The following is a 25,779-nucleotide window of genomic DNA, read 5'->3' on the forward strand; positions in this document are numbered from 1 at the left end:
CACCGCTCCCCGCCCCGCCTCACTCCGCCGTGAACTCGTACTGCAACTCGTACAGATGGCCGGCCTTCACCATGACGGTCGCCTCAATGGGCCGTTCGGCCTCGCTGTAGACGACGCGCAGCGTCCGCAGAACGGGCAGTCCACCGGGCAGCCGCAGCGCCTGGTACTGCTCATGGGTGGGTACCCGCGCCGAGACCCGGTCCACGCTGAGTCGCGGCGGGTAGCCCAGTTCCGCGAGCAGGGTGGGTGTGCCGCCGGGAATCTTTCGGCGCCCCGTCATCGCCGTACCGGCGACGATCTCCAGTGGGTAGTACGACGCCACGAGTTCGGCCGGTTCGTCATCGATCACGAGAAGCTGACGCCGCAGAAGTGCGGTGCCGCGGTCCGGCAGGCGAAGGGCCTCGGCGACGTCCGCCGGAGGTGCGCACTCGGCCACTTCAAGCAGCGTGCTGTGTGCTCGGGAGCCCGTCCTGGCGGCCTCGGTCAGCCAGCGGTACGGCTCTCCCGAACCCGCCGGCGCCATGTACGAGGCCGGGCGGACCGTTCGCTGGCGATGCTCGCGGACCGTTACGGCGGCACCGGCCCTGCCGATCACCAGCTGTTCCTCCTTGAGCAGTCGCAGAGCCTTCTGCACAGTCGCGTTCGAGGCACCGAACCGTTCCTTGAGGTGCACGGTGGACGGCAGACTGGCGCCGGGGGCGAGATCCCCGCTCATGATCTCGTCCCTGAGGTCGGCCGCGATCCGTTCGTGCAGCGAGCGGCGGTCGACGGCATCCGCTTCGGGTCTGGGCACAGTCATCCGATCCTGATCTCGTACCGCAGCTTCTGGCGTCGCGGCGGCATCGCCATGATGTCGACCTGGATGGGCCGGTCCGCGTCGTTCAGCGTGAGCCGGGTCAGTTGCAGCACGGGTTCCCCCGCCTCCAGCCGAAGTTGTTCCCGCTCGGGCCCGGTCGCCGGCCGCGCGGTCACCTCCTCGCGCACCCGGACGCCCACATGCCCGAGGTCCGCGAGCAGTCTGACCGCCCCGCCCGGGATCTTGGCGGTACCGGCCAGACCGGTACCGCCCGCGATGTCCACGGGGTAGTACGTATCCGTCAACTCGCAAGGTTCACCGTCGAGGAACATGATCCTGCGCCGAGCGACGACGCGCTGTCCGGCGGACAGCCCCAGCAGCTCCGCGACGGCTTCCGGCGCCTCCACCTCGCCCGCCCGAACGATGCGCTGACCACCCCGACGCCCCTCGGCGGCGGCTTCCGCAGCCCACGCGTCGACCGGAGCTCCGGAAGGCGCGGCGAGATAAGGCACCGAAGTACTGATCCATTCACTGCCGCCCATGCCGTTCTCCTCCACAGCCAACATCGAGACCCGCACCAGCCTGCCGCATCACACGGTAGGCGACCCAGGCGGCGCCCTCATCGATTTCACCTTGCTGCTTTTCGCGAATAGCAATACAGTCGCCACCACACTACGTTCCGCGAGCAAGGCGGTGAACCACCGTGTCCCTGTCTCAGCAACAACGCTTTCCCCGCAGGCGCGCCTCTGTTGGTGCCTCACGCGACTTCGTCACGAGCACCCTCCTCAAGTGGGAGCTCCGCCCCTTGGTCCAGGACATAAAGCTGTGCGTGTCAGAGCTCGCCACCAATGCGTTGCTGCACGGGGTGCCGCCCGGCCGCGAATTCAGTGTCGGAATCCACCGGGGCGAGGGACTGGTGCGCCTGGAGGTCCGCGACAGCGGGCCCGGCCTACCGGTGGTGCGGCAGCCGGACAACGACGCCTGCTCCGGACGCGGGTTACACCTCGTACGCGAACTCGCCGACGACTTCGGAATCGATGATCACGTCGTCGGCAAGACCGTATGGCTGGTCTTCAAGACGCCGACCACGCCCGAACCCGCACCCTCGTGACCGCCGCGTCATCCGGCCACCGGCCGGCTCTCGCCCTCCGCCTCGCCAACCGCGCTCGCAGCGGTGTCCGGCGCCAGCGAGCGGATGCCCGGTATCGGGGACGGCAGCAGCCAGAGCACCGACAGGGCTCCGCCGACCGCGGCGACGAGCAGGGTCGGCCGCAGCCCGACGAGGGTGGCGAGCAGGCCGCCCGCGACGGCGCCGAGGGGGCGGATGCCGTAGTTGATCGTGCTGTACGCCCCCGCGACGCGGCTGCGCATCCCGTCGGGGATCACCGATGCCTGGAGGGAGTTGAGGTTGATGTCGAAGAGCATGACGCCGAATCCGGAGAGGAACTCCGCCCCGGCCAGCGCCCCCGCGCGGAGCCAGACGGGACCGTCCGCCGCGGCGGCGATGGCGATCGGCGCCGGGAACAGGACCGCGCCCGCGACGATGCTGCGCCCCACGCCCAGTCGCCGTGAGATCGCGGGGGCGCACACCGCGCCGAGCAGGGCGCCGGTCGCCCCCACCCCGAGGGCGAGGCCGATCGTGCCCGCCGAGAGGCCCAGGCTCCGGCTGGCGAACAGCACGAGGAGCCCGCTGCCCGCCACGAACGTGAAGAAGTTGACGGTGGCCGCGCAGCCGAGCGAGGCCCGCAGCACCGGGTGACGCACGACGAACGCCAGGCCTTCCCCGGCGCGCCGCGCCAGGGAGGGCGCGTCCGGGTCCGCGGTGGCCGGCGGCCGCCGCTCCTCGTCCGGGATCCTGCCGATCAGCACCGCGGAGGCCAGGAAGGTCAGCGCGTCCACCACGATGGCCACGGGTGCGGTGAGCGCCTGGACCAGAGCGCCGCCGATCGCGGGGCCGACGACGTAGGACGCCGAACGGCTGGTGCTGAGCTTGCTGTTCGCGTCCACGTAGGAGGCGCGCGGGACGAGGCGTACGAAGAACGGCGGGTAAGAAGTGTTGAACAGCACCCCCGCCGCACCCGCCAGCACCGCCACCGCGTACAGGTGCGCGAGCGTCACCGCGCCGAGCGCGTAGGCGGCCGGCAGGCTCAGCAGGACGGCCGCGCGCAGGAGGTCCGCGAGGATCATCAGGCGGCGTTTGCGGGGCTGTTGGTCGACCCAGGCGCCCAGAAGTATCGCGAGCAGGTTGGGGGTCCAGATGAGCGCGGTCAGCCAGGCCACCTGGTTGGCCGAGGCGTTCAGCGCGCCGACGGCGATCAGGGGCAGGGCCAGTTCGGTGATCCGGTCACCGAACTGCGAGACGGAGTTGCCCGCCCAGAACCGGGTGAACCGCCGGTCCCGCCACAGCGACGGCGGTAGGGCGGGGGCCCCGTCCGCACCCGACGCCCTGTCCGCACCGCGCACGGCGTTCGTTCCGCTTCCCCCGTCCGCGCCGCTCACGCCTCCCGTTCCGCTCATCCCGTCCCTCGCGCGCACGGCTTCCGCGCCCGACGCCCCGTCCGCGCCGCTCCCCCCGTCCGCGCCGTTCACGGCGTCCGCTCCGCCGGGCCCTCGTCCGGTTCCTCCCCTTCGCCCTCCGGCAGGGCGTAGCGCATCAGCACGACGTCACGGCTGCCGTCCGGGCGGTCGGCCGGGTCGCGGGTGACGTACGGCGCGAGGACGCGCTCGATCCCGTCCTGGATGGCGGCGAGTTCCTCCGCGGAGACCCTGATCCGGGTGTGGGCGAGCCCGGCGGCCCTGCGCCACGCGGGATCGAGTCCGGGTTCGACCTCGGCCGACCAGCGGACCGGGACGTCCGCGTAGCGCAGGAACATCTGCCGGGAGAGCTCCCGGGCCGCCGAGCGGCCCTCGTCGTCCGCCGGGTCCCGCGACTCCTCGAACCGGAATCCGCGTGCCACCGCCTCCCAGCGGCGGCTGCGGCGGTCCGGGCCGGGCGCGCTGTCCCGTACCAGGCCGAACGTCGCGAGGTGTCGCAGGTGCCAGCTGGTCACCGAAGGGGTCGCCCCGACGTCCGGCGCCAGCTCGGTCGCGGTCGCCGGACCGTCCCGGCCCAGCCGTTCGAGGATCGCGAGGCGCACGGGGTGCGCGAGGGCGCGCATCGTCTGCGGGTCGGTGATTTCGAGGTCGCCCATGCGGTTACCGGAGTCCATGACGTGAGAGTTTCCTCTCACATATTGTGAGAGTCAACTCTCACAACTGGACTCCAGTAACCTTCCGGGCTGCTACGACCCGAGGATCGTCGTCAGGAACTCCCCCGTCCACGCCAGGAGTTCGCGGCCCACCACCGGCTTGCCGCCGATCCGGCCGGCCGTCGGGCGCGGGACCAGGATCTGGTGGAGGGCCGGCTTGATGATCGTCTTGGGGTGGAGGCGCTTCAGGCGGAGCTCCTGGGACTCGCGCAGCTCCACCGGGGCGAAGCGGATGTTCTGCCCCTGGAGCACGATGTCGCTGACGCCGCAGGCGCGGGCCAGCATCCGCAGGCCGGCCACCAGGAGGAGGTTCTCGACCGGTTCGGGGAGCTTGCCGTAGCGGTCGGTCAGCTCCTCGCGGACCGCCCGGATGTCGTCCTCCGAGGTGGCGGAGGCGATCGAGCGGTAGGCCTGGAGGCGGAGCCGCTCGCCGGGGGCGTAGTCGTGCGGGATGTGCGCGTCGACCGGGAGCTCGATCTTGACCTCCGGCGGCGCTTCCTCCTCCTCCGCGCCGCCCTCCAGCGCGGTCCGGTAGCCGGCGACCGCCTCACCGACCATGCGGATGTACAGGTCGAAGCCGACGCCCGCGATGTGGCCGGACTGCTCGCCGCCCAGCAGGTTTCCGGCGCCGCGGATCTCCAGGTCCTTCATGGCCACGTACATGCCCGCGCCCATCTCGGTGTGCTGGGCGATCGTGGCCAGCCGCTCGTGGGCGGTCTCGGTGAGCGGCTTCTCCGGCGGGTAGAGGAAGTAGGCGTAGCCCCGGTCGCGGCCACGGCCGACACGGCCGCGCAGCTGGTGGAGCTGGGAGAGGCCGAAGTTGTCGCCGCGCTCCACGATCAGGGTGTTGGCGTTGGAGATGTCGATGCCGGACTCGACGATCGTGGTGGAGACCAGCACGTCGAACTTCTTCTCCCAGAAGTCCACCACCACCTGTTCCAGGGCCTGTTCGGACATCTGGCCGTGGGCCGTCGCGATCCGCGCCTCCGGGACGATCTCGCGCAGCCGCGCGGCGGCCCGGTCGATCGACTCGACGCGGTTGTGGATGTAGAACGCCTGGCCCTCGCGGAGCAGTTCGCGGCGGATGGCCGCGCCGATCTGCTTCTCCTCGTACGGGCCGACGAAGGTGAGGACGGGGTGGCGCTCCTCGGGCGGGGTGGTGATCGTCGACATCTCGCGGATGCCGGTGACCGCCATTTCGAGCGTACGGGGGATGGGCGTCGCGGACATGGTGAGGACGTCCACGTTGGCGCGGAGCTTCTTCAGCTGCTCCTTGTGCTCGACGCCGAAGCGCTGTTCCTCGTCGACGATGACCAGGCCGAGGTCCTTGAACTTCGTCTCGGAGGAGAAGAGCCGGTGGGTGCCGATGACCAGGTCGACGGAGCCCTCGCGCAGCCCTTCGAGCGTCGACTTGGACTGGGACTCGGACTGGAAGCGGCTCAGCGCCCGTACGTTGACGGGGAACTGGGAGTACCGCTCGGTGAACGTGCCGTAGTGCTGCTGGACCAGGAGGGTCGTGGGGACGAGGACGGCGACCTGCTTGCCGTCCTGGACCGCCTTGAAGGCCGCGCGCACCGCGATCTCCGTCTTGCCGTAACCGACGTCACCGCAGATCAGTCGGTCCATGGGCACGGACTTCTCCATGTCCTCCTTGACCTCGGCGATGGTGGAGAGCTGGTCGGGCGTCTCCGCGTGCGGGAAGGCGTCCTCCAGTTCGCGCTGCCAGGGGGTGTCCGGGCCGAAGACGTGGCCGGGGGCCGCCATCCGGGCCGCGTAGAGCTTGATCAGGTCGCCGGCGATCTCCTTGACGGCCTTCTTGGCGCGGGCCTTCGTCTTGGTCCAGTCGGCGCCGCCGAGCCGGTGCAGGGTGGGCGCCTCGCCGCCGACGTACTTGGTGACCTGTTCCAGCTGGTCGGTCGGGATGTAGAGCCGGTCGCCGGGCTGGCCGCGCTTGGCGGGGGCGTACTCGACGAGGAGGTACTCCCGGGTGGCGCCCTGCACCGTGCGCTGCACCATCTCGATGTAGCGGCCCACGCCGTGCTGCTCGTGGACGATGTAGTCGCCGGTCTCCAGCGTCAGCGGGTCGATGCTCTTGCGCCGGCGGGCCGGCATCCGGCCCAGGTCCTTGATGGCGGTGCGCTGGCCGGTCAGGTCCGTCTCGGTCAGGACGGCGAGCTTCAGCCCGGGGTCGACGAAGCCGTAGTCGATCGCGCCGCAGGAGACGTGGACCAGGGACGGCGAGATCTCGCCCAGATCGGCGTCGAGGCGGGCCGGGATGCCCTCGCCGCCCAGCACCTCGACGGTACGGGAGGCGAGGCCCTGGCCCTCGGTGACGTACACCGTGCGCCAGCCGTCGGCCAGCCAGCCCTTGGTGTCCGCGAGCGCGCGGGCGGTGTCGCCCCGGTACGCCTCGGGGGCGTGCATCCGGAGCTTGAGGGTGTCCTCGTCCACCTCGTCGTCGGCGGCGAACGGGGAGATCGACCACCACATCATCTCCAGCTCGCGGGCCCGGTCCCGGACGTCCGCGATGCCGCGCAGCGAGGCCGCGCCGACATCGATCGGGGCCTCGCCGCCGCCCGCGGTGGCCGCCCACGACGCCTGGAGGAACTCCTGGCTGGTGGCGACCAGGTCCGCGGCCCTGGTGCGGACCCGCTCGGGGTCGCAGACCACGGCCATCGCGCCCTCGGGCAGCACGTCGATCAGCAGTTCCATGTCGTCGACGAGGACCGGGGCGAGCGATTCCATGCCCTCCACCGCGATGCCCTCGGCGATCTTGTTGAGGAGTTCGCCCAGCTCGGGGTGGCGTTCCGCGAGCGCGGCGGCCCGCTCGCGGACCTGGTCCGTCAGCAGCAGCTCGCGGCAGGGCGGCGCCCACAGCCCGTGTTCCGCGATCTCCAGGGACCGCTGGTCGGCGATCTTGAAGTAGCGGATCTCCTCGACGTCGTCGCCCCAGAACTCCACCCGGAGGGGGTGCTCCTCGGTCGGCGGGAAGACGTCCAGGATGCCGCCGCGCACCGCGAACTCGCCGCGCTTCTCGACCAGCTCGACCCGGGAGTACGCGGCGGCCGCGAGCGCCTCCACGGTCTCCCCGAGATCGGCGCTCTGGCCGATCCGCAGCGCCACGGGTTCCAGGTCACCGAGCCCCTTGACCTGCGGCTGGAGCACGGAGCGCACCGGTGCGACGACGACGGAGACCGGGCCGGTCTCCGGGTCGTCCTGCCGGGGGTGCGCCAGGCGCCGCAGTACGGCGAGGCGGCGGCCCACGGTGTCGGAGCGGGGCGAGAGCCGCTCGTGCGGCAGCGTCTCCCAGGACGGGAACTCCGCGACCGTGTCCGGCGGCAGCAGGGTGCGCAGCGCCGCCGCTAGGTCCTCGGCCTCACGTCCGGTCGCGGTGACGGCGAGCACGGTCCGCCCGGTGTCCCTGGCCAGCGCCGCCACCGCGAAGGGCCTGGCGGCAGGCGGTCCCACCAGGTCGATGTGCATCCGGTGGCCGTCCCCGGCGGCCTGCACCGCTTCGGACAGTGCCGGGTCACGTACGACGACATCCAGCAGACCGTGCAGGCTCATGAAGGGCTTCCGTCCGGGTAACGAGGGCGAGGGTCCGGCAGCCGGCTGCTGCCAGGGGGCAACGCGAAGGGCCCGACACGTGTGGGGGGCGGTCTCCGGACCGGTCCGGAAAGCACCCTCCGGGCGGGCCGGGGTGTTCTCCAGCCTACGACTCCGCTCGGACAGCCGCTCCCACGAACGCGAACGGGCGGGGCCGTACGGCGGGAACGCGTCACCCGTGGACGCGCACGGGCACTGCCGCGGCGCAAGTGGCAGCAGGTACGCTACCGACCCCGCGAGCCGTTGCCCGGGCAGGGCTGACGACCCTCGTGGACACGCTCTCGATCAACGGCAATACCCGAAATGTCGGCTGCACAGGGACCAGGCAGTGGGGGTATACGTGGGCAAGAACGAGATGTACGCACTCGGGGTCTCGGAGACCGAGGAGGACGTCTACCGGCACTTCCTGCGCAATCCCGGCGCCGGTACCGACGGCCTGCACCTGCTGCTGCACATCGACGCACAGGCGTTGCACGCCTGCATCGCCCGGCTCCGGGAGCTCGGACTGCTCCGATCCGAGAGCCACGGCCCCGAGAGCCACAGCACGGGGATCTTTCCGACAGATCCGGACATCGCACTGCCCCGGCTGGTCGACCTGCGGCTGAACATCCTCCACCAGGAGCTCCAGCAGGTCACCCGATCACGCCACCTCATTGATGGTCTACGCGCGGAGCAGAGCGGCCGAAGACCGTCTCCGGCGGGTATCGAACAATTAGAGGGGGTGGACCGGATACGTGACCGGATCGACGACCTCGCGTTCTTCGCCCGGGACGAGATCCTCTCCGTGGAGCCGCACACCCGGCTCTCCCCCGAGAGCATCGCCCGCTCCCGCCCCATGGATCTGCGATGTCTGCGCCGCGGCGTACGCATCCGGTCCGTCGTGGCACGGGCCGCGCTGGAGGATCCGGCGACCGCCGCACACCTGCGGGAGCTGGCCGCGCACGGCGCCGCGATCCGGCTCACGTCAGAGACCGCCGAACGGCTGCTCGTGTACGACCGCAGGACCGCTCTGGTCCCGCTGGACCCGCGCGACCCCCTGCGCGGCGTGCTGCTCGCCCAGCGCACCGGCCTGGTCTCCAACATCGTCGCCCTCTTCGAGAAGATCTGGGACCAGTGCGTGGACCTCGCCCGCGCCGACGACGAGGGCCGCGATCCGGCGGACGCGGCGCTGTCCGGGGCAGAGCGGCGGGTGCTCGTGTCGATGTGCACCGTGGGAAAGGACGAGGCGGGCGCCCGCGAGCTGGGCGTCTCGGTACGGACGTACCGGCGGCATGTCGCCGAGCTGATACAGATGCTCGGCGCCTCCAGCCGGGCCCAGGCGGCGCTGCTGGCACGGGAGCGCGGATGGGTGTGACGCCCCCGTGGACCGTTCGCCCGGCCCGCCCCCGCCCAGCCCCCCGCCCTCCGGCTCCCTGGCCGCCCAGCCCGCCAGGGCGCGGTCGGCCAGGGCCCCGCGCACGGCGCGGCGGACCGCGGCCAGGTCCGGCGACGGGCCGAGGGCGATCCGCAGCACGATCCGGTCCGACGTGACGGAACGCGGTGCGCAGTCCCAGTGGGGCGGCAGCAGGCTCAGCAGGCGCAGGACGGTGGTCCCGCCGGCCGGGGCGGTGCGGTCGACCCGCACGACCACCAGGCCGGCATGGCCGGACGCCTCGCCGGGGGCGCGGCCGGGTCCGTCCGCGGGGGCGGGCCCCGGGGGAAGTCCGGGGGCGTGGCCCCGGAGCCGGGCGGGGACGTGGGCGGGTTCGTCTCCCGGCACATGGCCGTGGGCCGGGTCCGGGTCCGGGTCGTGATCCCGCCCGGCCCCGCTCGTCACCGGCCGCCCCCCTCGCCGTCCAGAATCCGCCGGGCCGCCGACGCCATCGCCCCGATCCCGGCCGGCAGCGCGGTACGGAGGTCGGGGGCGAACTCCGGCGCGTGGTTGGCCGGTACGGGCGGTCCTCCGGCCCTGGCCGCGCGCCACGGCCCGGCTCCGGTGACACCGAGCATCCAGTACACCGTCGCCACCCCCTGCTCCCCGAACCACGCGAAGTCCTCCGTGGCCGTGAGGGGCCCGCAGTCCAGGACCCGGTCCGGACCGAACAGGGCCTCGTGCGCCCCGCGGACGGCGGCGGTGGCGGCGGGGTCCGGCGACAGCGCGGGCGAGCGCGAGGTGACCACGAGGCCGGGTTCCCGCACACAGCCGGACGCGGCGCACTCGGCCCGCACGATCCGCTCCGCGGCAGCCGCCATCCGGTCCACCACCGGGTCCGACAACGCCCTTATGCAGAGCGCGAGTTCGGCGGTCTCCGGGATCACGTTGCCGCGTTCACCGGCATGGACGGAACCGACCGTCAGCACCGCGTGCTCGGCCGGGGACGTCTCCCGGGACACCACGGACTGGAGCCGCATGACGGTGGCGGCCGCCAGCAGCACCGGATCGACGGCGAGGTGCGGGGTGCCCGCGTGACCGCCCCTGCCGTACAGCGTGACGTCCAGCGCCGTACTGGCCGCCAGCAGCGGGGTGCGGAAGTCCGCCGCGTGCGCCAGGGTGCCGGCCGGGGCGGGCGAGGCGTGCTGGGCGAGGACGGCGTCCGGGGTGCCGAACCGTTCGTACAGCCCGTCCGCCAGCATCGCCCGCGCACCGCGGAGGGTCTCCTCCGCGGGCTGGCCCACCACCAGGACGGTGCCGCGCCACGCGGAGCGCGTACGGGCCAGCTCGGCCACCGCACCGTCGGCCGCCGCGAGATGGAGGTCGTGCCCGCAGGCGTGCATGGCACCGGGCACGGTGCTCGCGTACGCCAGTCCGGTCCGCTCGGTCACCGGGAGGGCGTCGAGCTCGGCCCGGATCATCACCGTGGGACCCTCGCCGTTGCGCAGCACACCCACCACGCCGTGGCCGCCGCCGACCCCCCGGGTGACGGTGCAGCCGCTCGCCGCCAGCCGGGCCGCGAACCGGTCCGCGGTGCGCCGCTCGGCGCCGGAGAGCTCGGGGTGGGCGTGCACGTCGAGACAGAACTCCAGCGCCGGGCGCAGCACCTCACGGGATACGGCCGGGGGCCGGGGCGGGGCGGGGGTCTCCTTCACACGGGCTGGCATATGGGCTCGCCTCTTCCGCTCAGTGGGTCTCGGTACCGAGCCTGCGCCGCTTCCCCGGCGTAAGTCCGGCGTTCCGCTGTCACCGGGTGCCAGCGGGGTGACAGCGAAACCGCGGCCGATCCGACAGCGGCCGGGGCTGGAATGCCATCAGCGCAGGGGAACGGTGCCGGAACAGCCGGTCCACCCCCATGAACCGAGGAGAACACCATGGCCCCCAAGACCGAGCTCGCCACCCTCGCCAGCGAGATCCTGGAGCTGGAGTCGGAGACCTTCGAGATCTCGGACTACTCGGACGACGCGGAGGTCGTGCTCGCCGGCTCCACGTCCTGCTCCTCGACCTCGACCTGTTCCAGCACCACCAGCACCACCTCCTGCTGCGCCTGATCCACACCCGGCCGGCACGCGTCACAGCCCCCTCGCGAACCGTTCCGCGAGGGGGCTGCCGCATGCCGGGCCGGCACCGTCCCGCCGCCGCGGGTGTCACGGGAAGGGGTGCGGTACCCGCTTGACCGCGGCCTCCGGCAGCTCGTCCGCGCGCCGGCCGGCCGCCCGCAGCGCGGTCCGCAGCCGGGGCATCAGCAACGCCCGCTGCCGCGTCCAGCCGAAGTCGAGCGGCAGCAGCCCCGGCACGATCGTGGCGACGGTGCGCAGACCCATCCGGCGCTGCTCGGGGGTGGTCTGGTCGACGGCGATGACATCGTGCCCGGCGGCGACGAGCCCGTCCCGCAGCAGGTTCAGATCGTCCAGCAGGTCCCCGGTGCGCGGCCGCCGCTCCTGCCAGTCCGCGAAGGTCGCGTCCAGGGTCCGTACGCCGACGGGCTCCAGGTACTCCCGGGCATGGGCGGACATCGCGGGCAGGCCGTACAGCTGGGCATGGTCCTTCAGCTGCCGCACCCGGGTGAAGTCGCGTGACATGGCGGTGAGTTCGTCCAGCCGCTCGGTCACCTGGTAGGGCAGGTGCGGGATGTACGTGAGCACTTCGGACAGGGCCGACTCGACGGTTCCCTCCGGGTCGAATCCGGCCGCGGCGGCGAACGACAGCGTCCCCGGACCGCCGTCCCGGCGCACGGCGAGCGCCGTGACGACGGGGACGCCGAGGTCCATCCGGGTGTCGAAGGCATGGACGTCGTAGCCCTGGAGCGCCGCCCGGTCGATCATGCTGCGGACGGCGGCGGAGCGGCAGGTGGTGAGGTCGATCGCGGTCAGCGGGGTGCGGCCGTACCAGGCGAGGAGGAAGGCGTCGCGCTCGACGAGTTCGAGGAGTCCGAACAGGATCGCCTCCTGGAGACTGCCGCCGGTGGCACAGCCGTTGGAGCATTCGAAGACGAAGTTGTCGGCCTCGACGCCGGCGCTGTAATGGGCCAGTCGGGCGGGCACGAGGACGGGGCGGTCGCTGCGCAGGGAGTGGGCCCACACCCACGGGATGGGCCGGTCCGGGTCGAACGGGGAGACCATCGGGTCGTCCGCGTAGGTCTGCGGGGCGTAGAAGCCGCAGTCGGCGGGGTCCAGGGCCCGGTCCGCGAGGTTGGTCCAGCTGTCGAGCACCGGTGAGGTGCCGCGTCGGCGCGTGGTGCCCGCGTACCGTTCCAGGCCCTCCAGGTGGGCGAGGACGCGGCTGGTGGCGTAGCTGTTGGCCTGGCCGCTCCACGTGACGTCGTTGAGGCCGGCGTAGCCGCGTACGAAGTGCGTACCGGCGACCGGGGCGGTGGTGGTGGACGTCGGGTTGATCCAGGTGTCCGCGCCGAGGGCGCCGCACACCGGGTTGGCGAGCGCGGCCGTCGGCAGCGCGTAGGAGCCGAGGGAGCGCAGCCGGTAGCCGTCCGGGTCCGGTTTGGGCGCCGGACCCAGCGTCATCCGGGCCGCCTCCGCGGTGTCCGGGACCTCCTGGACGCAGTGCGGGCACAGCGGTTCGGGCAGCAGCGGGAAGGTGGCGGTGGCCAGGGTGACCAGATCGATCCGGGTGACCCTGGGCAGCGCCCGGTCGGCGGGGGCCGCCTCCGGGGTGCCGTGGCCGCCGCCCAGGACCGCGCGGTAGACGGCCCAGGCCGCGTCCACGGCGTACCCGGTGAGCACCGGCCAGTGGGCGGCGCCGTGCGGTGCGCGGCCGAGTTCCAGCGCCTCGCGCTCCGAGCGGCTGCGCAGCCGCTGCCAGCGCATGGCGAGGCACTGGCCGCAGGCGGTCGCGGTGCCGTCGCCGCCCCAGGGGCCGATGAGCACGGCCCGCGAGGTGAGCTGGACGTTGGCGGCCGGGCGGCTGTCCGCGTACGGGTCGGGGAGGCCGTGCCCGAGGGTGTCGGCGGCCCCCAGCGGGACGACGAGGGGGGCGGGGAGCGTCCCGGAGGCCTGTCGCGCGTGCCGCAGGGCCAGTTCGTGCTGGAGGGCGGTGCGGGCCGACTCCAGCGGGCTCTCTCCCGGCCGTGGGCGCTCGGTGGCCGTGGCGGCGGCTGTGGCTGTGGCTGTGTTCATGACTTGTTGCTCCAGCGGAAGGTCCTCGCCGCGATCACGCACAGGACGACGGCGAATCCGGCCAGCACCCCGCAGGAGAGCGCGATGTGGCCGGTGGTGCCGTCGCCGGTGAGTGCGCCGGAGATGCCGTCGTTGAGGTAGCGCAGCGGCAGGACGTACGACAGGTTCTGCATCCAGGCCGGCATGGAGTCCAGCGGGAAGAACGAGCCCGAGAGGAACGCCATCGGAACCATCAGGCAGTTGGCCACGGCGGCGACCGCCTCCGGGGTGCCGGCGCTGCTGCCGACGATGACCCCTATCGCGAGGAAGGCCGTGATGCCGATGACCAGCACCGGCAGCATGAGCGGCCAGCGGCCGGCCGGCTGGAGGCCGAACACCGGCAGCAGGGAGACCGAGACGAAGAGCACGGCCTGCACGGCCCCGATGCCGGTCGCCAGGACGTAGCGGGAGGCGAGGACGGCGGAGAGCGGGGTCGGGGTCATCCGGATGAGGCGCAGGACGTCGTCGCGCCGCCACTGCATGAGGGTGAAGCCGACGCTGAAGACGGCCGCGTTCCCGATGCCCCAGGACAGCACTCCGGGGGCGATGTAGTTGATGTAGGGCCTGCCGCTCTCCTCGACCGTCTGGCCGTGGAAGATCAGGCCGAAGACCACCAGGAAGACGAGCGGGAAGGCGAACGTGAAGAAGAGGGTGGTCTTGTCGCGTGTGCAGGCCCGGTATCCGGCCGTGGTCAGCGCCGCGTATGCGCTCATCGGGGTCTCCGTATCGCTGGGAGCGGGGTGGTGGGGACGGTGCGGCGGATCAGGGCCGGTTGGCGCCCGTGAGCGTCAGGTAGACGTCCTCCAGGCTGGCCGTGCGGGTCTGTACGCCCTGGAGGCCGATGAGCCGGTCGATCGCGGACAGCACCCGGCCCGATTCGAGGGTCTCCAGGACGAGTGCCTCGGGTTCCTCCGTGACCCGGTCGACGCCGTCGATCCCGCGCGCCGCCTCCGCGTCCAGCCGGCCCGGCGGGATCAGCAGCCGGGTGGTGGGGCTGGAGCCGGCGATGAGCCGGGCCGGGCTGTCCAGTGCGGCGACGGAACCGTCGACGATGATGGCGACGCGGTCGCAGAGCGCCTCGGCCTCGTCCAGGTGGTGGGTGGTGTAGATGATGGTGCGGCCCGCCCCCTTGAGCTCGCGCAGCACCTGCCACAGATCCCGCCGGGCCTGCGGGTCGAGGGCGGCGGTCGGCTCGTCGAGGAAGATCAGTTCCGGTTCGTGGACCAGCGCGGAGGCGATGGCGAGCCGCTGGCGCCGGCCGCCGGAGAGGTCGCCGACCCGGGTGTCGCCGTGTTCGGTGAGGCCCACGGAGGCCAGGGCCCGCTCGGCCGCCGCGTCGTCCGTCCGGTACAGCGCCGCCACCGTGCGCAGGTGCTCGCGTGCGGTGAGCCTGACGAAGAACGCCGAGCTCTGGGTCTGTACGCCGATCCGGGGCAGCAGCGCGGCGTTGCGCGGCCAGGGGCTGCTGCCGAAGACGGTCACGGTCCCGGAGTCGGCCTCGCGCTGGCCCTCCATGATCTCCACGAGCGTGGTCTTGCCCGCCCCGTTGGGGCCGAGCAGTCCGAAGAACTCGCCGCAGGGCACGGTGAGTGACACCCCGTCGACGGCACGGGTGTCGCCGTACCGCTTGTGCACGCCGTCCAGGACGACGGCGGCCGGGTGGTCGCGGTCCGGGCCGGCCTGGGCTCCGGAGGAGGTGGACGGGGCGGTGGGGGTCATGGGCTTCTCCTTGTCCGCCGCTGATCGGCGGGTCGGGCGGCGGTCAGGCGGGGAGCAGGTGGACAACGGCCGCGACGGCCACGGCGACGACCAGGACGAGGGAGAGCACCGCGCACGCCCCGTAGCAGAGGTACGCGGTCCGGGCGCGGCGCGGATATCCGGCGGCGGCCGGGTCGCGGCGTGCGGCCAGCCGCAGATACGTGGCGGTCGAGGCGGCCAGTTCGGTGGCCCCGCACAGCTGGCCGGCGATCCGGTAGCCGTCCAGCGGCGGCAGGGGCACCAGCATGGCGAGCGCCTGGACGCTGCCGAGGAGCAGCAGCGCGCCGAACGCGTCGTGGGTGGCGTCGTCGAGCGGGGCGAACAGCCACAGGGCGGAGAACGGCAGCAGGAACAGCAGGTTCATCACCGCCCCGGCGAGCGCGGTGCCGACGCGTTGCCGACGGGAGCCCAGGTAGAGGTAGTTGTCCACCGTGCAGTACATGATGACCACGGGGAACCGCCAGCGCAGGCCGATCTCGGCGACCTTGCCGCCGTGGTGCCGGGCGACGACGGCGTGGGCCAGTTCGTGCAGGGCGGTGCTGAACCAGAGCAGGGTGGCCAGTCCGGTCAGCAGCACGGGGTTGGTGAAGACCTCGCGGGTGGCCTGGAGGAGTTCGCCCGCCCGCAGGGCGATCACCGCCTCCATCGCCACCAGGGCGGTGAGCAGCGGCACCGTCCACCCCGGGGCGAGGAGGAAGCCCACGGCCCGGTGCAGCCGGGTGGCGGTGGCGTCCGCGTCGGCGACCAGCCGGATGCTGCCGCCCAGGACGCCGCGCGGGGGCGGCGCGGCGGCGGGTCCGGGGCCGTCCGCGGCCTGGGCGGGCGGCCGGCCGGGGGCGCCGGCCAGCAGGCCGCGGGTGCCGAGCATCCGGAGGATCTGCTGCCAGCGGGCGTGGTCGAGGCGGCGGCCGTAGGTCCGGGCGTAGGCCTCGCCGATCTCTCCGAGGGTGTGCTCGCCGTCCATCCGGGCGATGAGGAAGTGCTCCTTGGGGCCGACCTTGAAGGAGCTGTCGCGGCCGGTGTCCTTGATCAGGTGCACCGTCGCGGGGCCGTGCAGCAGCGCTTCGCTGAGCAGGACTCCGGGCCGCAGTGCGGGCCGGTAGGCGGCGAGGGCCTCGGCGCCGGGCGCCGGGGCACTCATCCGGACTCCCGCAGGGCGCGGCCGAGCACGTGCGAGAGGTAGGCCTCGTCCCTGATCGTCACGTGCAGCCGGTTGTTGGTCATGTGCATGTACGGGGAGAGGAGCATCGGCAGCGCGGCGGACGGGGCGGTGACCCGCTCCTCGCCGCCCCCGGCCCCGTCGCGGGACGGGAAGACCAGATCTCCGTCGCGGGCCAGCGCGACCACCCGGTCCCGGAGTTCGGCGCAGTGCTCGGCCCAGCCCGCGAGGAAGCCGGGCAGCCCGGCGGCCCCGCCCTCGGCGGCCGTGGCGGCGCGGACGCGGTCGAAGCGGGCGGCGAGGCCCGCGGCCATCGAGGCGTAGTTGCTGTCGTACTCGTCGCTGCCGATGAAGCCGGTCCCGGGGAACGCCCGGTGCCAGAACTCGTAGTAGCTGTCGAGGTAGTCGGCCAGCTTCCGCCGGTCGGGCAGGAAGGTCGCCGACATCACCATCATCAGCTGGGCGGAGGTGCCCAGCAGTACGGTCCGCAGGTGCAGGTTCTTCGACCGGAAGGCGTCGATGACCAGGTCGCTGGAGTGCCGGAAGTGCCATTCGGCCAGCTCGACCCCGGCCGGGCCGCCGTACTTGGCGTACTCCGGTTCGTAACGCTCCTGACTGCGCGAGTTGTTGGGGCGCAGGTTCATCCGGCCCCGGTCGTCCAGGTACGGGCCGCGTTCGGCGCCGGGGAACTCGATGTCGAACAGAGCGTTGTAGAACTCGTTGAGGAAGCCCGAGTCCACTTCGTACAGGGCGGGGCGTTCGGCCAGGAACGCGTCCAGTGCCTCCTCCGTGCGGCGCCGGACCTCCGCCTCCGCGTCCGGGCGGGAGGGCCTGATCCGCAGCCTCACATGCGGACCCTCCAGCCAGTAGTTGATGAAGAAGTACCCGGCGAGCAGCCCGTCGGCCTCCAGCGCGGCGATCAGGGGGCGGACGCAGTGCGTGAGCATCGGGCGGGGGTTGGCGGCGTAGAAGATGTGGGTGGCCTGCCAGGCTCCCGCCCTGCGGGTGTCCGCGGGGGCGGGGCCGGTGAGGGCTGAGCTCATGGGTGGTTCCTCTCTCGGGCGGGGGCGAGGGTCTCCAGCGCGAGCTCGGCGACGTGGTGGCCGTGGGCGGAGACGGTGTGCAGGGAGTCCTCGTCGGGCAGCATCTCCCGGAACACGACCCGCGCCCCGGGGTTCCTGACCAGCGCCTCGAACGCCGCCAGCGAGAGCGGGCTGTCGAAGTCCAGGTAGCTCGGCTTGGCCCCGGTCGCCCCGCGCGCCCCGCTGTCCGAGACGGTGACGAACACCCGGTCCGGCAGGGCGTGGGCGCGGCGGAACGCGTGCCAGTCCAGGAACCACGCGTCGTCCGCCGTCCCGGGCCCGCGCAGCGGCAGGGCCTGGGCGGGCGCGGTCCAGCTGCGCCGGCTGAGCACCACGCTGCCGTGCCGGACCCGCGGTCTGCTGGTCACCCCGTCGACGGGGGCGCTCTCGGGGACGCCGCCCCAGACGTGCAGCGGGGACATCGAGGTCGGTGAGAGCAGCAGCAGGGTGCGGGGCAGTTCCGGCAGCGCGAGCGGGACCAGGTAGCCGAGGTAGACCGGGATGACCTCCTTGTCCAGGCGGGTGGAGCGCAGCGTGAGCCGGTCGGTGCCCGGGTCGTGGACGAGGTACAGGTCGTCCAGGTGGATGCGGCGGTCCGGGGGAAGGGTGCCGCGCTCGCCGGGGCAGACGATCTCGTACCCGGTGAGCCGGTCGTGCAGGTTGAGGTTGCTGGTGACGGGTCCCCCGGTGACCTCCGCGAGGACGGCGCCCTCGGGCACGAGCGGGGTCACGGCGTCGAGGAGCTGCTCGCCCAGGCCGTCGAAGAGATGGGTGAACCGGCTGAACGGGAAGGACACCCCGCCGTAGGAACGGTTCAGGACGACCAGCGGGTCGACCGGCCGGTCCACGATCTGCACATGGTGCGTGAGCGGGGTGAAGTCGGCCGCGAGCGGCTCCAGTTCGGCGGCGACCTCGGCGAGGAAGCCGTCGTCGATCCGGATCTCGTCCGGGACCGGGCCGGCGGCGGTGGTCTCCGCCCACAGGGCGCGCATCCGTTCGACGAAGGCCAGCCGGGCGGTGTCCAGGGCCTTGAGCTGCGGCAGGGAGAGCCAGTTCTCCTCGGGTACGTAGTTCCCGTCCGCGTCGAACGTGGTGTGCTTCGAGGTGAACGAGATGTACTGGTCGAAGAAGTCCTCGTGGAAGTCGTGGACCAGTTTCAGCAGGTCGTCGCAGCGCCCGCCCCGCCCGTACCGGGCGAGGAAGAACCCCTTGAACGTGACGCGCTGCGGCAGCGTGAGATCGAAGGCGGGCAGGACGCGCTCCACGGCGCCGAGCGGACCGGCGGCCAGCCGCTCCCAGTCCGGGGCGGAGAGCCGGGCCGTGTGCCCGGCCGCCACGTCCTCGTAGAGAAGGGTCTGCGGGACCTTCGCGGCGGCGACGCCGAGCTCCTCCTCCTGGAGGGTGCGCAGCGAGCCGCGCACCTCGTCGAGCAGCGCCCGCCGCCCGGCCGGGTCCGCGTCCGCGAACCGGCCGACGCAGGACACCGGGGTGTCCAGCCGGGCGGCCAGCCGGTCCGCCCAGGGCCTGTCGAGCCCTCGCAGGGAGGACTGGAAGGCGGCCAGCGGGTCGGTGTCGTGGACCTCGGTGCGCAGGCCGGGGACCTGCACCATGCCGAGGTCCAGGAGTGCCTTGAGGTACTGGGCGCACTCCTCCTCCCCGGCGCCCCGGTCCGCGGCCAGCCAGCTCACCAGCTCGCCGTAGCGCAGGGTGCCGCGCTCCTCGAACACGGCGAGGATCCGTTCCAGGGTGCCGCTGCGGTGGAGGAAGAACAGCCGGTCCTTCACCGCGTCGAAGGTGACGGCGTTGTCCTCGTCGCCCTGGGTGACCCAGCGGCGCACATAGCGGACCCGGTCGTCGTCGCGGCCCCAGCCGGAGGCCGGGGCGACCGGCAGGTCGGCGCGGCGCACCGGATCGGCGATCACCGCTTCGGCGAGCCGGCCCACCGCCACCACATTGAGCCGGATGCGCCCGCTCCAGACGTCGTCGACCCGGACACCGAGCCCGCCGCCGCCCGGGTCCGGCTCGCCGAGGGTGCCCAGTGCCACCCCGGTGAACGTGGAGAAGGGGCTGGTCTTGCAGGCCGTGCGGTACACGTAGGAGAGCAGCGAGCGTTCGATCTTGCGCTGCTTGCGGTCGGGGGCCGGGCCGCCGCCGTCTCTCGCGTACGCGTCGAGCTGGGCCTCCAGCGTGGGTGACGCCAGCAGCAGCCCGGCGCGCAGCCGCTCCTCGCCCGCCGTCCGGCGCAGCGCCTCGCGGGCCCGGCCGGTCTCCTTTGCGAGCAGCCCGGCGCCGGCGGCCCGTTGCCCGTCCAGCCTGCGCCTGGCGGCCAGCCAGTCGGACAGTGCCGCGGCCGTCGCCGGGTCGAGGTCCCGCACGGCGGCGAGGGACCGCTCCGCGGCGTCCGGGCGGGGCAGCCGGTTGTTGAAGACGTCGCGGCGCAGCTTGAGCAGCGTCCGGCGCAGCGCCTCGTCCTCGCTGCCGCCGACCAGGCCGTGGACCAGGTCGCAGAGCGCCTCGCCCCCGGCCCGCAACCGCTCGGTGGCGACGAGGAGTTCATCGGCCCAGCGGCGGCTCTCCGGGCAGCGCAGCGCCTGCACGCTCTCCACCGGCAGCCCGGCGACCCGCAGCATGAAGCGGGGCCGGGTGACGGCGGGGGTGGGTGGGTTGTCCGGGGTCATTTCGGGGCTTCCCCTTCCGGTTGCGGGCATCGTCGAGGGTGGTGGGGGCCTGCGGCCCTCCCGCGCGGCGGCTGTCAGGCGATCTCGTACCGGAAGTCGGCCGGGGCGGGCCGCTCGTTGCCGATCATCATGATCAGCAGCGGTGCCTCACCGGTCGCTTCCAGCCCGAGCTCCTCGGCGTAGCTGAGGTTGTCGAAGCCGAGCGCCACCCCGCAGCCGGTGTGCACGGCGGACGCGGCGGTGTACACGGTCTGGGCCATCGCCCCGACGACGGCGTTGACCAGCCGGTATCCCCGGTCGCCGACGGCGTCGAGCACGGCGTGGGTGCGGACGGCGGGCACCAGGACGGCGGCCGCCTGCTCCAGGTTGTAGTTCGTCAGGAAGTAGTTGCGCTGGAGGAACTCGCCGGGCCGGCCCGCCTTCACCAGGCGCAGGCCGTGCGCCTCCGGGTCGTACTCGTACGCCCCGGGGGTGAGCGACTCGACATGGCTGACGAAGACGTACAGCTTCGCCAGCCGCTGCCCGCCGTCGTCCCCGCCGATCCGCGAACCGGCCGCGGCAGCCGCCAGGCAGGACGCCAGCTGCTGGGCGGTCAGCGGTCGCTGCGCGTCGAAGCGGCCGAAGCTGCTGCGCCGTTCGCGCAGGGCGGTGCGTACGTCGGTGCCGAGCGGCCCGGCGGGCGGCAGCGCCACCTCGGGGCGGGTCCGGTCCACGGGGTGCGCCGCCGCGGGCGCGAGGTCCGCGGGGTCCGGCCGGTCCGCGGCGTGCCCGGCGGTGACCGCCTGCATCCGGCGCAGCGCGTCGAAGGTGAGCACGGTGCGCGAACGCTCCTGGTCCCGGTGGCGCACGGAGATCCCGGCGGGCAGCGCGGGGGCCGGCGCCCGGCGGGGTCCGGACTCCGCCCACTTCAGCGGGACGACGGCGAAGAGCCCCTCCTCCTCCGGGTCCACGCCGAGCAGCCGCCCGAGCCGCTCCTCGTCGAACCAGAGCGCGGGCTCGACGGACAGTCCCCGGGCGCCCGCCCACATCCGCCAGGTCTGGAGGCACGCGCCGAGGTCCATGGACACGGCGTGGAAGGAGAAGTTGTTGTACTTGAAGGCGTTCTGCCAGTACTTGACGCCCAGGACCAGGTACTGGTCGGTGTCCGGCCCCGGCGCCCCGTCCCCGAGCGCCGCCCGGACCTCGTGCGACACCTCGGCGGTCAGCAGCCGCTGCATGGCGTGGTGGCGGGTGGAGTAGTAGTGGACCCCCGGCGGGACGGGCCCGCTCGCCCCGGACACCCAGTACACGCTGACCGGGTAGAGGCCGCCGCCGGAGGCGGAGCCCCGGGACCAGTTGGCGAGCGGGTAGTGCGGCAGGGCGCCCAGATCGGTGTTGGCCTGGACGCCGAGCCTGCGGCCGGTCAGCCCGTACGAGTCGCGGAGCATTCCGGAGAGCGCCGGGAGGTCGAACTCCCCGTCCCTGGGGGCGTCCTGGTCCAGTCCCCGGCCGAGCGAGGCGTCGGCCGGATAGCCGGACGCGGGCAGCGGCATGCTGTCGACGCCCGGGTAGTGCTTGCCCTTGCGCGGGCCGTCCGCCCAGTTCGGCACGTAGTCCACCGGCTCCATCGGGACCCGGTTTCGCTGGAGGATCGCGTCGGCGTATTCATGGGCGTACCCCATGGCAGGCTCCTTGGTCACGGGTGACGGATCACGGGAAGGGGTGGGGGGCCGGGTTGAGTTCGGCGTCGGTGAGTTCGCCCGGCCGCAGCCCGGCCGCGCCCAGCGCGGTACGCAGCCTCGGCATGTGCAGCGCCCGCTGCCGCGTCCAGCCGAAGTCGATCGGCAGCAGCCCGGGCACGATGACGGAGACCGTGGTCAGGCCCAGTTCACGCTGTTCCGGCATGGTCTGGTCGACGACGATCACGTCGAAGCCGGCGGCGGTGACCACGTCCACGCACCGCGCCAGGTCCTCCCGCAGGTCATCGGAGACGGCGGGCACGGAGCCGTCCCCGTACAGCTCGTCGAAGGACCGGGCGGGCGGGCGGGGCGCTCCCGGTTCGCCGATCAGGAAGTGGGCGTGACTGCCCATCTCGGGGATTCCGTAGGCCAGCGGGTGGTCGTGCAGCGCCTCGACCCGGCCGAAGTCGTCGGCCATGGCACGCAGCCGGGTCAGCTCCCGCTCGGTGCGGCGCCGGAGGTTCACCGCGTCGGTGGCGATCTCGCAGAGCGCACCGGACAGCGCCGCCTCCGGGTCGAGTCCGGCGCCCGCCCCGAAGCACATCAGGCCGAGACCGCCGTCGGGCCGTACCGCGACTCCGGTGACGACGGGGACGGGGAAGGAGATCCGGGTGTCGAAGAAGCGGGCCTCGTAGCCGTACATCTCCAGCCGGTCGACCATCTGGCGGGTGGCCGGTCGGCGGCTGGTGCGCGGATCGATCTCGGGCAGCGCGGCCCGCCCGTACCAGGTCAGCAGGAACGCGTCGCGTTCGATGACCTCCATCAGGCCGAAGTAGACGGCCTCCTCCAGGCAGCCGCCGGAGGCGCAGCCGTTGGAGCTCTCCTGCACGAAGCGGTTCTCCAGGCCGGGCGCGTGGTAGTACGTGAGGACTTCCGGGACCAGCACCGGGCGGCTGTCGCGCAGCGAGTAGCCGTGCACCCAGGGGATCTCGCGGTCCGGGGAGAACGGCGGGACGTGCGGGTTGGCGCGGTGGAAGGCGTCGGAGTACAGCCCGCAGACGCGCGGGTCCAGGGCGTGCTCACCACGCTCGCGCAGCGCGTCCAGCGAACCGCGGGTCTGTGCGCGCTTGGCCCGGGAGCGCATGCCCGCGTACCGCTCCAGTCCTTCGAGCACCCCGATCCGCATGCTCTCGGCGAAGGTGTCGGCGTGACCGCCCCAGTACGTCTCGCGGAGGTACTCGCCCGAGCGCATGGAGAAGCAGCCGATGGTGGCCGAGGTCGACGTCGAGGAGACGTCCTGCACGACGGAGGGGCCGAGCGAGCCGCAGACGGGGTTGGCGTACGGCTCGACGGGCAGTTCGTACGTCCCGATGTCGCGGACCCGGAAGGTGCCGGGCCCGGCCTTGGGGGCGGGCCGCAGGGTGAGCACGGCGGCCTCGGCGGTGTCCGGTTCGACGTGTCCGCAGCGCGGGCACTCCGGATCGGGCACGAGCGGGTAGTGCCGGACCGTCAGGGTCTCCAGGTCCACCAGGTGCACGGCGGGGAAGGCCCCGGTCTCCGGTCCGTGCCCGGCGGTCACGGCGGCGACGAGACCGGCGAGGGCGTCGGCGGTGAACGGCGTGACGTAGGGGGACTCCCCGGCCGCCCTGGTACCGGAGCCCAGCTCCAGGGCCTCGCGCAGCGCGACGGACCGGACGGCCTGCCAGCGCCGCTCCAGGCAGTGGGCACAGGGCTGCCGACCGCCCCCGGGCGCCGTCGCGAACGGGCCGACGACCGCGTGCCTGCCGTAGAGGCGGACGGGCACGGGCACGGGGGTGCCGGGGGCGGGCGCGGGGCCGGCCCCGCCGGGCGCGAACGCGTCGCGGACCCCCAGCGGCGCCACGTCCAGCGGCGGCGGTGCGCCGTGCCGGCTCAGCGCCTCGCGCAGGAGGCCGGTGAGCAGGCGCGCGGACTCCTGCGCCGGGCCGGCGGCGCGCACGGGCGTCTCAACGGGCATCGGGGGCACCCGCACCGTCCACCGTGAGCAGCACCCTGGCCGTGGCGATGCCCGCCGCCGCCAGGTCCGCCGGAGTGGTGTCCACGTACAGCGCGTCGCGTCCGGCGAGCCGCAGCCGCTCCAGCACCGTGTCGAACGTGGTCTCCGGCCCGCCCGCCGTGACCGGGGCGCCGGTCACCGCGACGGCCGCGGCGGCGAGGTCGCGGACCAGCGGGTCGCCCAGGTCCACGACGCCGCCCGGGTCCTCCGCGGCCAGCTGTGCCTGCCCCAGGAGGTCCCGCAGCGCCGCGCAGACGGCGGCCCGCCGGGAGAGGCCCGCACCGATCGCCCAACGCCCCTGCCCCGAGGGCCCGTCGGCCTCACGGGCCAGCACCGCGTACGCCGAGGTGCGCTCCGCCTCACCGAGGTCGAGCAGCTCCACCGCGAGGTCCAGGTTGGCCGCGGTCTTCAGCAGGAACACCAGCTCCGGGTCCGCCCCGTCGGCGGCGACCGGGCTGACGGCCGCGTGGCCGCGGACCGCCCGCAGCAGCGCCTCGTGTGCCAGGGCCGACATCAGCCCGGTGCCCGCGGCCTCCCGCGCACCGGGGCCGGCGCCCGATCCGGCGGAGGTCGCGAGGTGCACCCGGTGGTGGTTGCCAGGACCGAAGGTGCGCACCGCCTCCGCGGGCACCCGCACGGGCTCCTTGGTGAGCAGCGAGGCCGCGACGGTCCAGGCGGCCGGGGCCGCGCCGGTGCCGCCGGAGGTGGTGAACGCCCCGGGACCCAGCACCCGTTCCGCCCCGGCCCCCTCGGCGGCCGTCCCGGCGGGCGGGACCACGTGCTCGACGTAGGCCGCCGCGGCGGCGTACAGCGCCCGCATCCGCGCACCGGCCAGATGGTGCACGTCGAAGGCGGCGACCAGCCGCCGCACCCCCGCGCCGAGCGCCACCTCGACCCGGCTGACCTTCAGCGGGGTCTGGGTCAGCGCCTCGTCGTCGTACCGGCTGAAGACCCCGGTGTACGGGCGGACCAGCGCCGTGCTGATCCGGTTCAGCTCCTCGACCATCGCCTCCGCGTCCCGGGCCGTCCCGACCGTCGCGGTGACCGGCAGCGCCAGCCCCTCGGGCAGTGCGGCGGGCGGCTGTCCGTCGTCGAGGGCGGCGCAGCGGACACAGCGCGGGTGGGGCCGCACGGGTTCGGCCCGCACGTCCAGCGAGGCCAGGTCCTGGATCAGTACCTGGCCGTCGGTCTCCGCGGGCAGCGCGCCGGTGGTGAGGCGGAAGATCTCGTAGCCGATGAGGTTCCCCACCATCGCGGCGACCGGACCGGACACCCTGGCGCCGGACTCCGGGGTGGCGCCCGCGGCCTCGCCCCACAGCGCGGCGGCCTCCGCGGCGGACACGTTGCCGCCCAGCCGCAGCACCGCGCAGGACCAGCAGCCGGTGGAGCCGGCGGTGGCGAGCGGGCCGACGACCACGCGCTCGCCGAACGTCCAGGCGGGTATCAGGGTGCGGCCCTCGGGTATCCCGGCGGCCAGCAGCCGGTGGGTGCGCGCCCCGGCCCCGGTACCGCTGACCACGACGACGTCGTACCCGTCGAGCGCGTCCCAGTCCGCTCCCGCTCCGGCGCCGAGCCGGTCGGCCCGCGCACCGGCCCGCGCCGCCTCGGCCGTGACCTCCTCGGACTCCGTCGCCGTGCCGATCCGCGCGCACCCGTTGCGCAGCAGGCTCAGCGCGCACCAGCGGGCGGTCTCGTCGTCGCCGAGCACGGCGACCCGGGTGGCGCGGAAGCGGGCGAAGCGTTCGGCCGCGCCGTCGGCGTAGTGGTCGACGTACGCGATCTGCGCCGCGAACCGCTCCGCGGCGGCCGCGTCCGGCACCGGGTCCGCCGCCTCCGCCGGCTCGGGCACGTCACGGGCGAAGCCGCGCCCGTACAGCGCCTTGACCAGTTCGGCGGCCATCGCGCGCTGGGCCGGCCCGAACCCGGCGCAGAGGTCGGCGAGCCGGTGGTGGCCGGTCAGGTGCGGGACGACGAGGGAGGCGAAGCGGTAGGCGGTCCGGCCGGTCAGGTGGAAGCCGCCGTCGGCGTTGTGGAAGAGCACCCCGCCGGGGGTCTCGGTGAACAGCACGTCGCGCCGGACGCGCGGCCGGGTCGCGGCGAGCGCGTCGAACGTACCGGTCCCGGCCGGGTCGGCAACGGCGGTCGCGGGTGCGGCAATCGGGGTGTTCGCGGCCAT

Annotated in this window: 18 protein-coding genes; 3 read left to right on the plus strand and 15 right to left on the minus strand. The window is 73.5% G+C overall.

Features of this window, described 5'->3' with window-relative positions:
* Nucleotides 1-19 precede the first annotated feature (19 nt).
* Nucleotides 20-799 (minus strand): GntR family transcriptional regulator, encoded by a 780-nt coding sequence (locus ACIP89_RS15600; protein WP_402115290.1) that lies wholly within the window; start codon nucleotides 797-799, stop codon nucleotides 20-22.
* Nucleotides 796-1,338, minus strand: a complete 543-nt coding sequence (locus ACIP89_RS15605; protein WP_401926942.1) for a GntR family transcriptional regulator — start codon at nucleotides 1,336-1,338, stop codon at nucleotides 796-798. Before ACIP89_RS15605 ends, ACIP89_RS15600 begins: the two co-directional genes overlap by 4 nt.
* Before the next feature lie 161 nt (nucleotides 1,339-1,499).
* On the opposite strand from ACIP89_RS15605, the gene ACIP89_RS15610 reads away from it, so the two are divergent.
* Entirely contained in the window at nucleotides 1,500-1,907 is a 408-nt protein-coding gene (locus ACIP89_RS15610; protein WP_402115292.1) for an ATP-binding protein, read from the plus strand.
* Nucleotides 1,908-1,915: 8 nt separating this feature from the next.
* Here ACIP89_RS15610 and ACIP89_RS15615 read toward each other — a convergent pair whose 3' ends face one another.
* The 3 genes from ACIP89_RS15615 to mfd form a co-directional block, all read right to left on the minus strand.
* Nucleotides 1,916-3,313: an MFS transporter gene (locus ACIP89_RS15615; RefSeq protein ID WP_402115294.1), complete on the minus strand. Its 1,398-nt coding sequence runs from the start codon at nucleotides 3,311-3,313 to the stop codon at nucleotides 1,916-1,918.
* A gap of 68 nt (nucleotides 3,314-3,381) precedes the next feature.
* Nucleotides 3,382-4,005, minus strand: a complete 624-nt coding sequence (locus ACIP89_RS15620; protein WP_402115296.1) for an ArsR/SmtB family transcription factor — start codon at nucleotides 4,003-4,005, stop codon at nucleotides 3,382-3,384.
* 72 nt (nucleotides 4,006-4,077) lie between these two features.
* Entirely contained in the window at nucleotides 4,078-7,611 is a 3,534-nt protein-coding gene (gene mfd / locus ACIP89_RS15625) for a transcription-repair coupling factor (protein ID WP_401926950.1), read from the minus strand.
* Nucleotides 7,612-7,990: 379 nt separating this feature from the next.
* Here mfd and ACIP89_RS15630 point away from each other — a divergent pair, with 379 nt between their 5' ends.
* The gene (locus ACIP89_RS15630) at nucleotides 7,991-9,004 is read left to right on the plus strand and encodes a helix-turn-helix transcriptional regulator (RefSeq protein ID WP_402115534.1); all 1,014 of its coding nucleotides are present in this window, start codon (nucleotides 7,991-7,993) and stop codon (nucleotides 9,002-9,004) included.
* 458 nt (nucleotides 9,005-9,462) lie between these two features.
* Here ACIP89_RS15630 and ACIP89_RS15635 read toward each other — a convergent pair whose 3' ends face one another.
* On the minus strand, nucleotides 9,463-10,728 hold the full coding sequence (locus ACIP89_RS15635; protein ID WP_401926952.1) for an amidohydrolase: 1,266 nt from the start codon (nucleotides 10,726-10,728) through the stop codon (nucleotides 9,463-9,465).
* Between the two features lie 207 nt (nucleotides 10,729-10,935).
* On the opposite strand from ACIP89_RS15635, the gene ACIP89_RS15640 reads away from it, so the two are divergent.
* Nucleotides 10,936-11,112 carry a thiazolylpeptide-type bacteriocin gene (locus ACIP89_RS15640; protein WP_390089589.1) on the plus strand — a complete coding sequence of 59 codons (177 nt, stop codon included), beginning with the start codon at nucleotides 10,936-10,938 and terminating at the stop codon, nucleotides 11,110-11,112.
* A gap of 96 nt (nucleotides 11,113-11,208) precedes the next feature.
* Here the strand turns inward: ACIP89_RS15640 and ACIP89_RS15645 are convergent, their stop codons facing one another.
* From ACIP89_RS15645 to ACIP89_RS15685, 9 genes are all read right to left on the minus strand, one after another.
* The gene (locus ACIP89_RS15645) at nucleotides 11,209-13,194 is read right to left on the minus strand and encodes a TOMM precursor leader peptide-binding protein (protein WP_402115298.1); all 1,986 of its coding nucleotides are present in this window, start codon (nucleotides 13,192-13,194) and stop codon (nucleotides 11,209-11,211) included.
* Nucleotides 13,191-13,946, minus strand: a complete 756-nt coding sequence (locus ACIP89_RS15650; protein ID WP_401926734.1) for an ABC transporter permease — start codon at nucleotides 13,944-13,946, stop codon at nucleotides 13,191-13,193. Before ACIP89_RS15650 ends, ACIP89_RS15645 begins: the two co-directional genes overlap by 4 nt.
* A gap of 49 nt (nucleotides 13,947-13,995) precedes the next feature.
* On the minus strand, nucleotides 13,996-14,952 hold the full coding sequence (locus ACIP89_RS15655) for an ABC transporter ATP-binding protein (protein ID WP_401926959.1): 957 nt from the start codon (nucleotides 14,950-14,952) through the stop codon (nucleotides 13,996-13,998).
* 43 nt (nucleotides 14,953-14,995) lie between these two features.
* Nucleotides 14,996-16,132 carry a peptidase M50 gene (locus tag ACIP89_RS15660; RefSeq protein ID WP_402115299.1) on the minus strand — a complete coding sequence of 379 codons (1,137 nt, stop codon included), beginning with the start codon at nucleotides 16,130-16,132 and terminating at the stop codon, nucleotides 14,996-14,998.
* Nucleotides 16,129-17,193, minus strand: coding sequence for a lantibiotic dehydratase C-terminal domain-containing protein (locus tag ACIP89_RS15665; protein WP_401926741.1), 1,065 nt, complete (start codon nucleotides 17,191-17,193; stop codon nucleotides 16,129-16,131). The genes ACIP89_RS15660 and ACIP89_RS15665 overlap by 4 nt, the downstream gene beginning before the upstream one ends.
* Nucleotides 17,190-19,910: a lantibiotic dehydratase gene (locus ACIP89_RS15670; protein ID WP_402115301.1), complete on the minus strand. Its 2,721-nt coding sequence runs from the start codon at nucleotides 19,908-19,910 to the stop codon at nucleotides 17,190-17,192. Before ACIP89_RS15670 ends, ACIP89_RS15665 begins: the two co-directional genes overlap by 4 nt.
* Nucleotides 19,911-19,984: 74 nt before the next feature.
* Nucleotides 19,985-21,571, minus strand: a complete 1,587-nt coding sequence (locus ACIP89_RS15675) for a nitroreductase family protein (protein ID WP_402115303.1) — start codon at nucleotides 21,569-21,571, stop codon at nucleotides 19,985-19,987.
* Nucleotides 21,572-21,599: 28 nt separating this feature from the next.
* A complete protein-coding gene (locus ACIP89_RS15680) occupies nucleotides 21,600-23,564 on the minus strand; it encodes a TOMM precursor leader peptide-binding protein (protein ID WP_402115304.1) in 1,965 nt (654 codons plus the stop codon).
* Complete coding sequence (locus ACIP89_RS15685) at nucleotides 23,554-25,779, minus strand: TOMM precursor leader peptide-binding protein (protein ID WP_402115306.1); 2,226 nt, start codon at nucleotides 25,777-25,779, stop codon at nucleotides 23,554-23,556. The genes ACIP89_RS15680 and ACIP89_RS15685 overlap by 11 nt, the downstream gene beginning before the upstream one ends.

This window comes from Streptomyces sp. NPDC088730, assembly GCF_044751215.1.
Classification (GTDB): domain Bacteria; phylum Actinomycetota; class Actinomycetes; order Streptomycetales; family Streptomycetaceae; genus Streptomyces.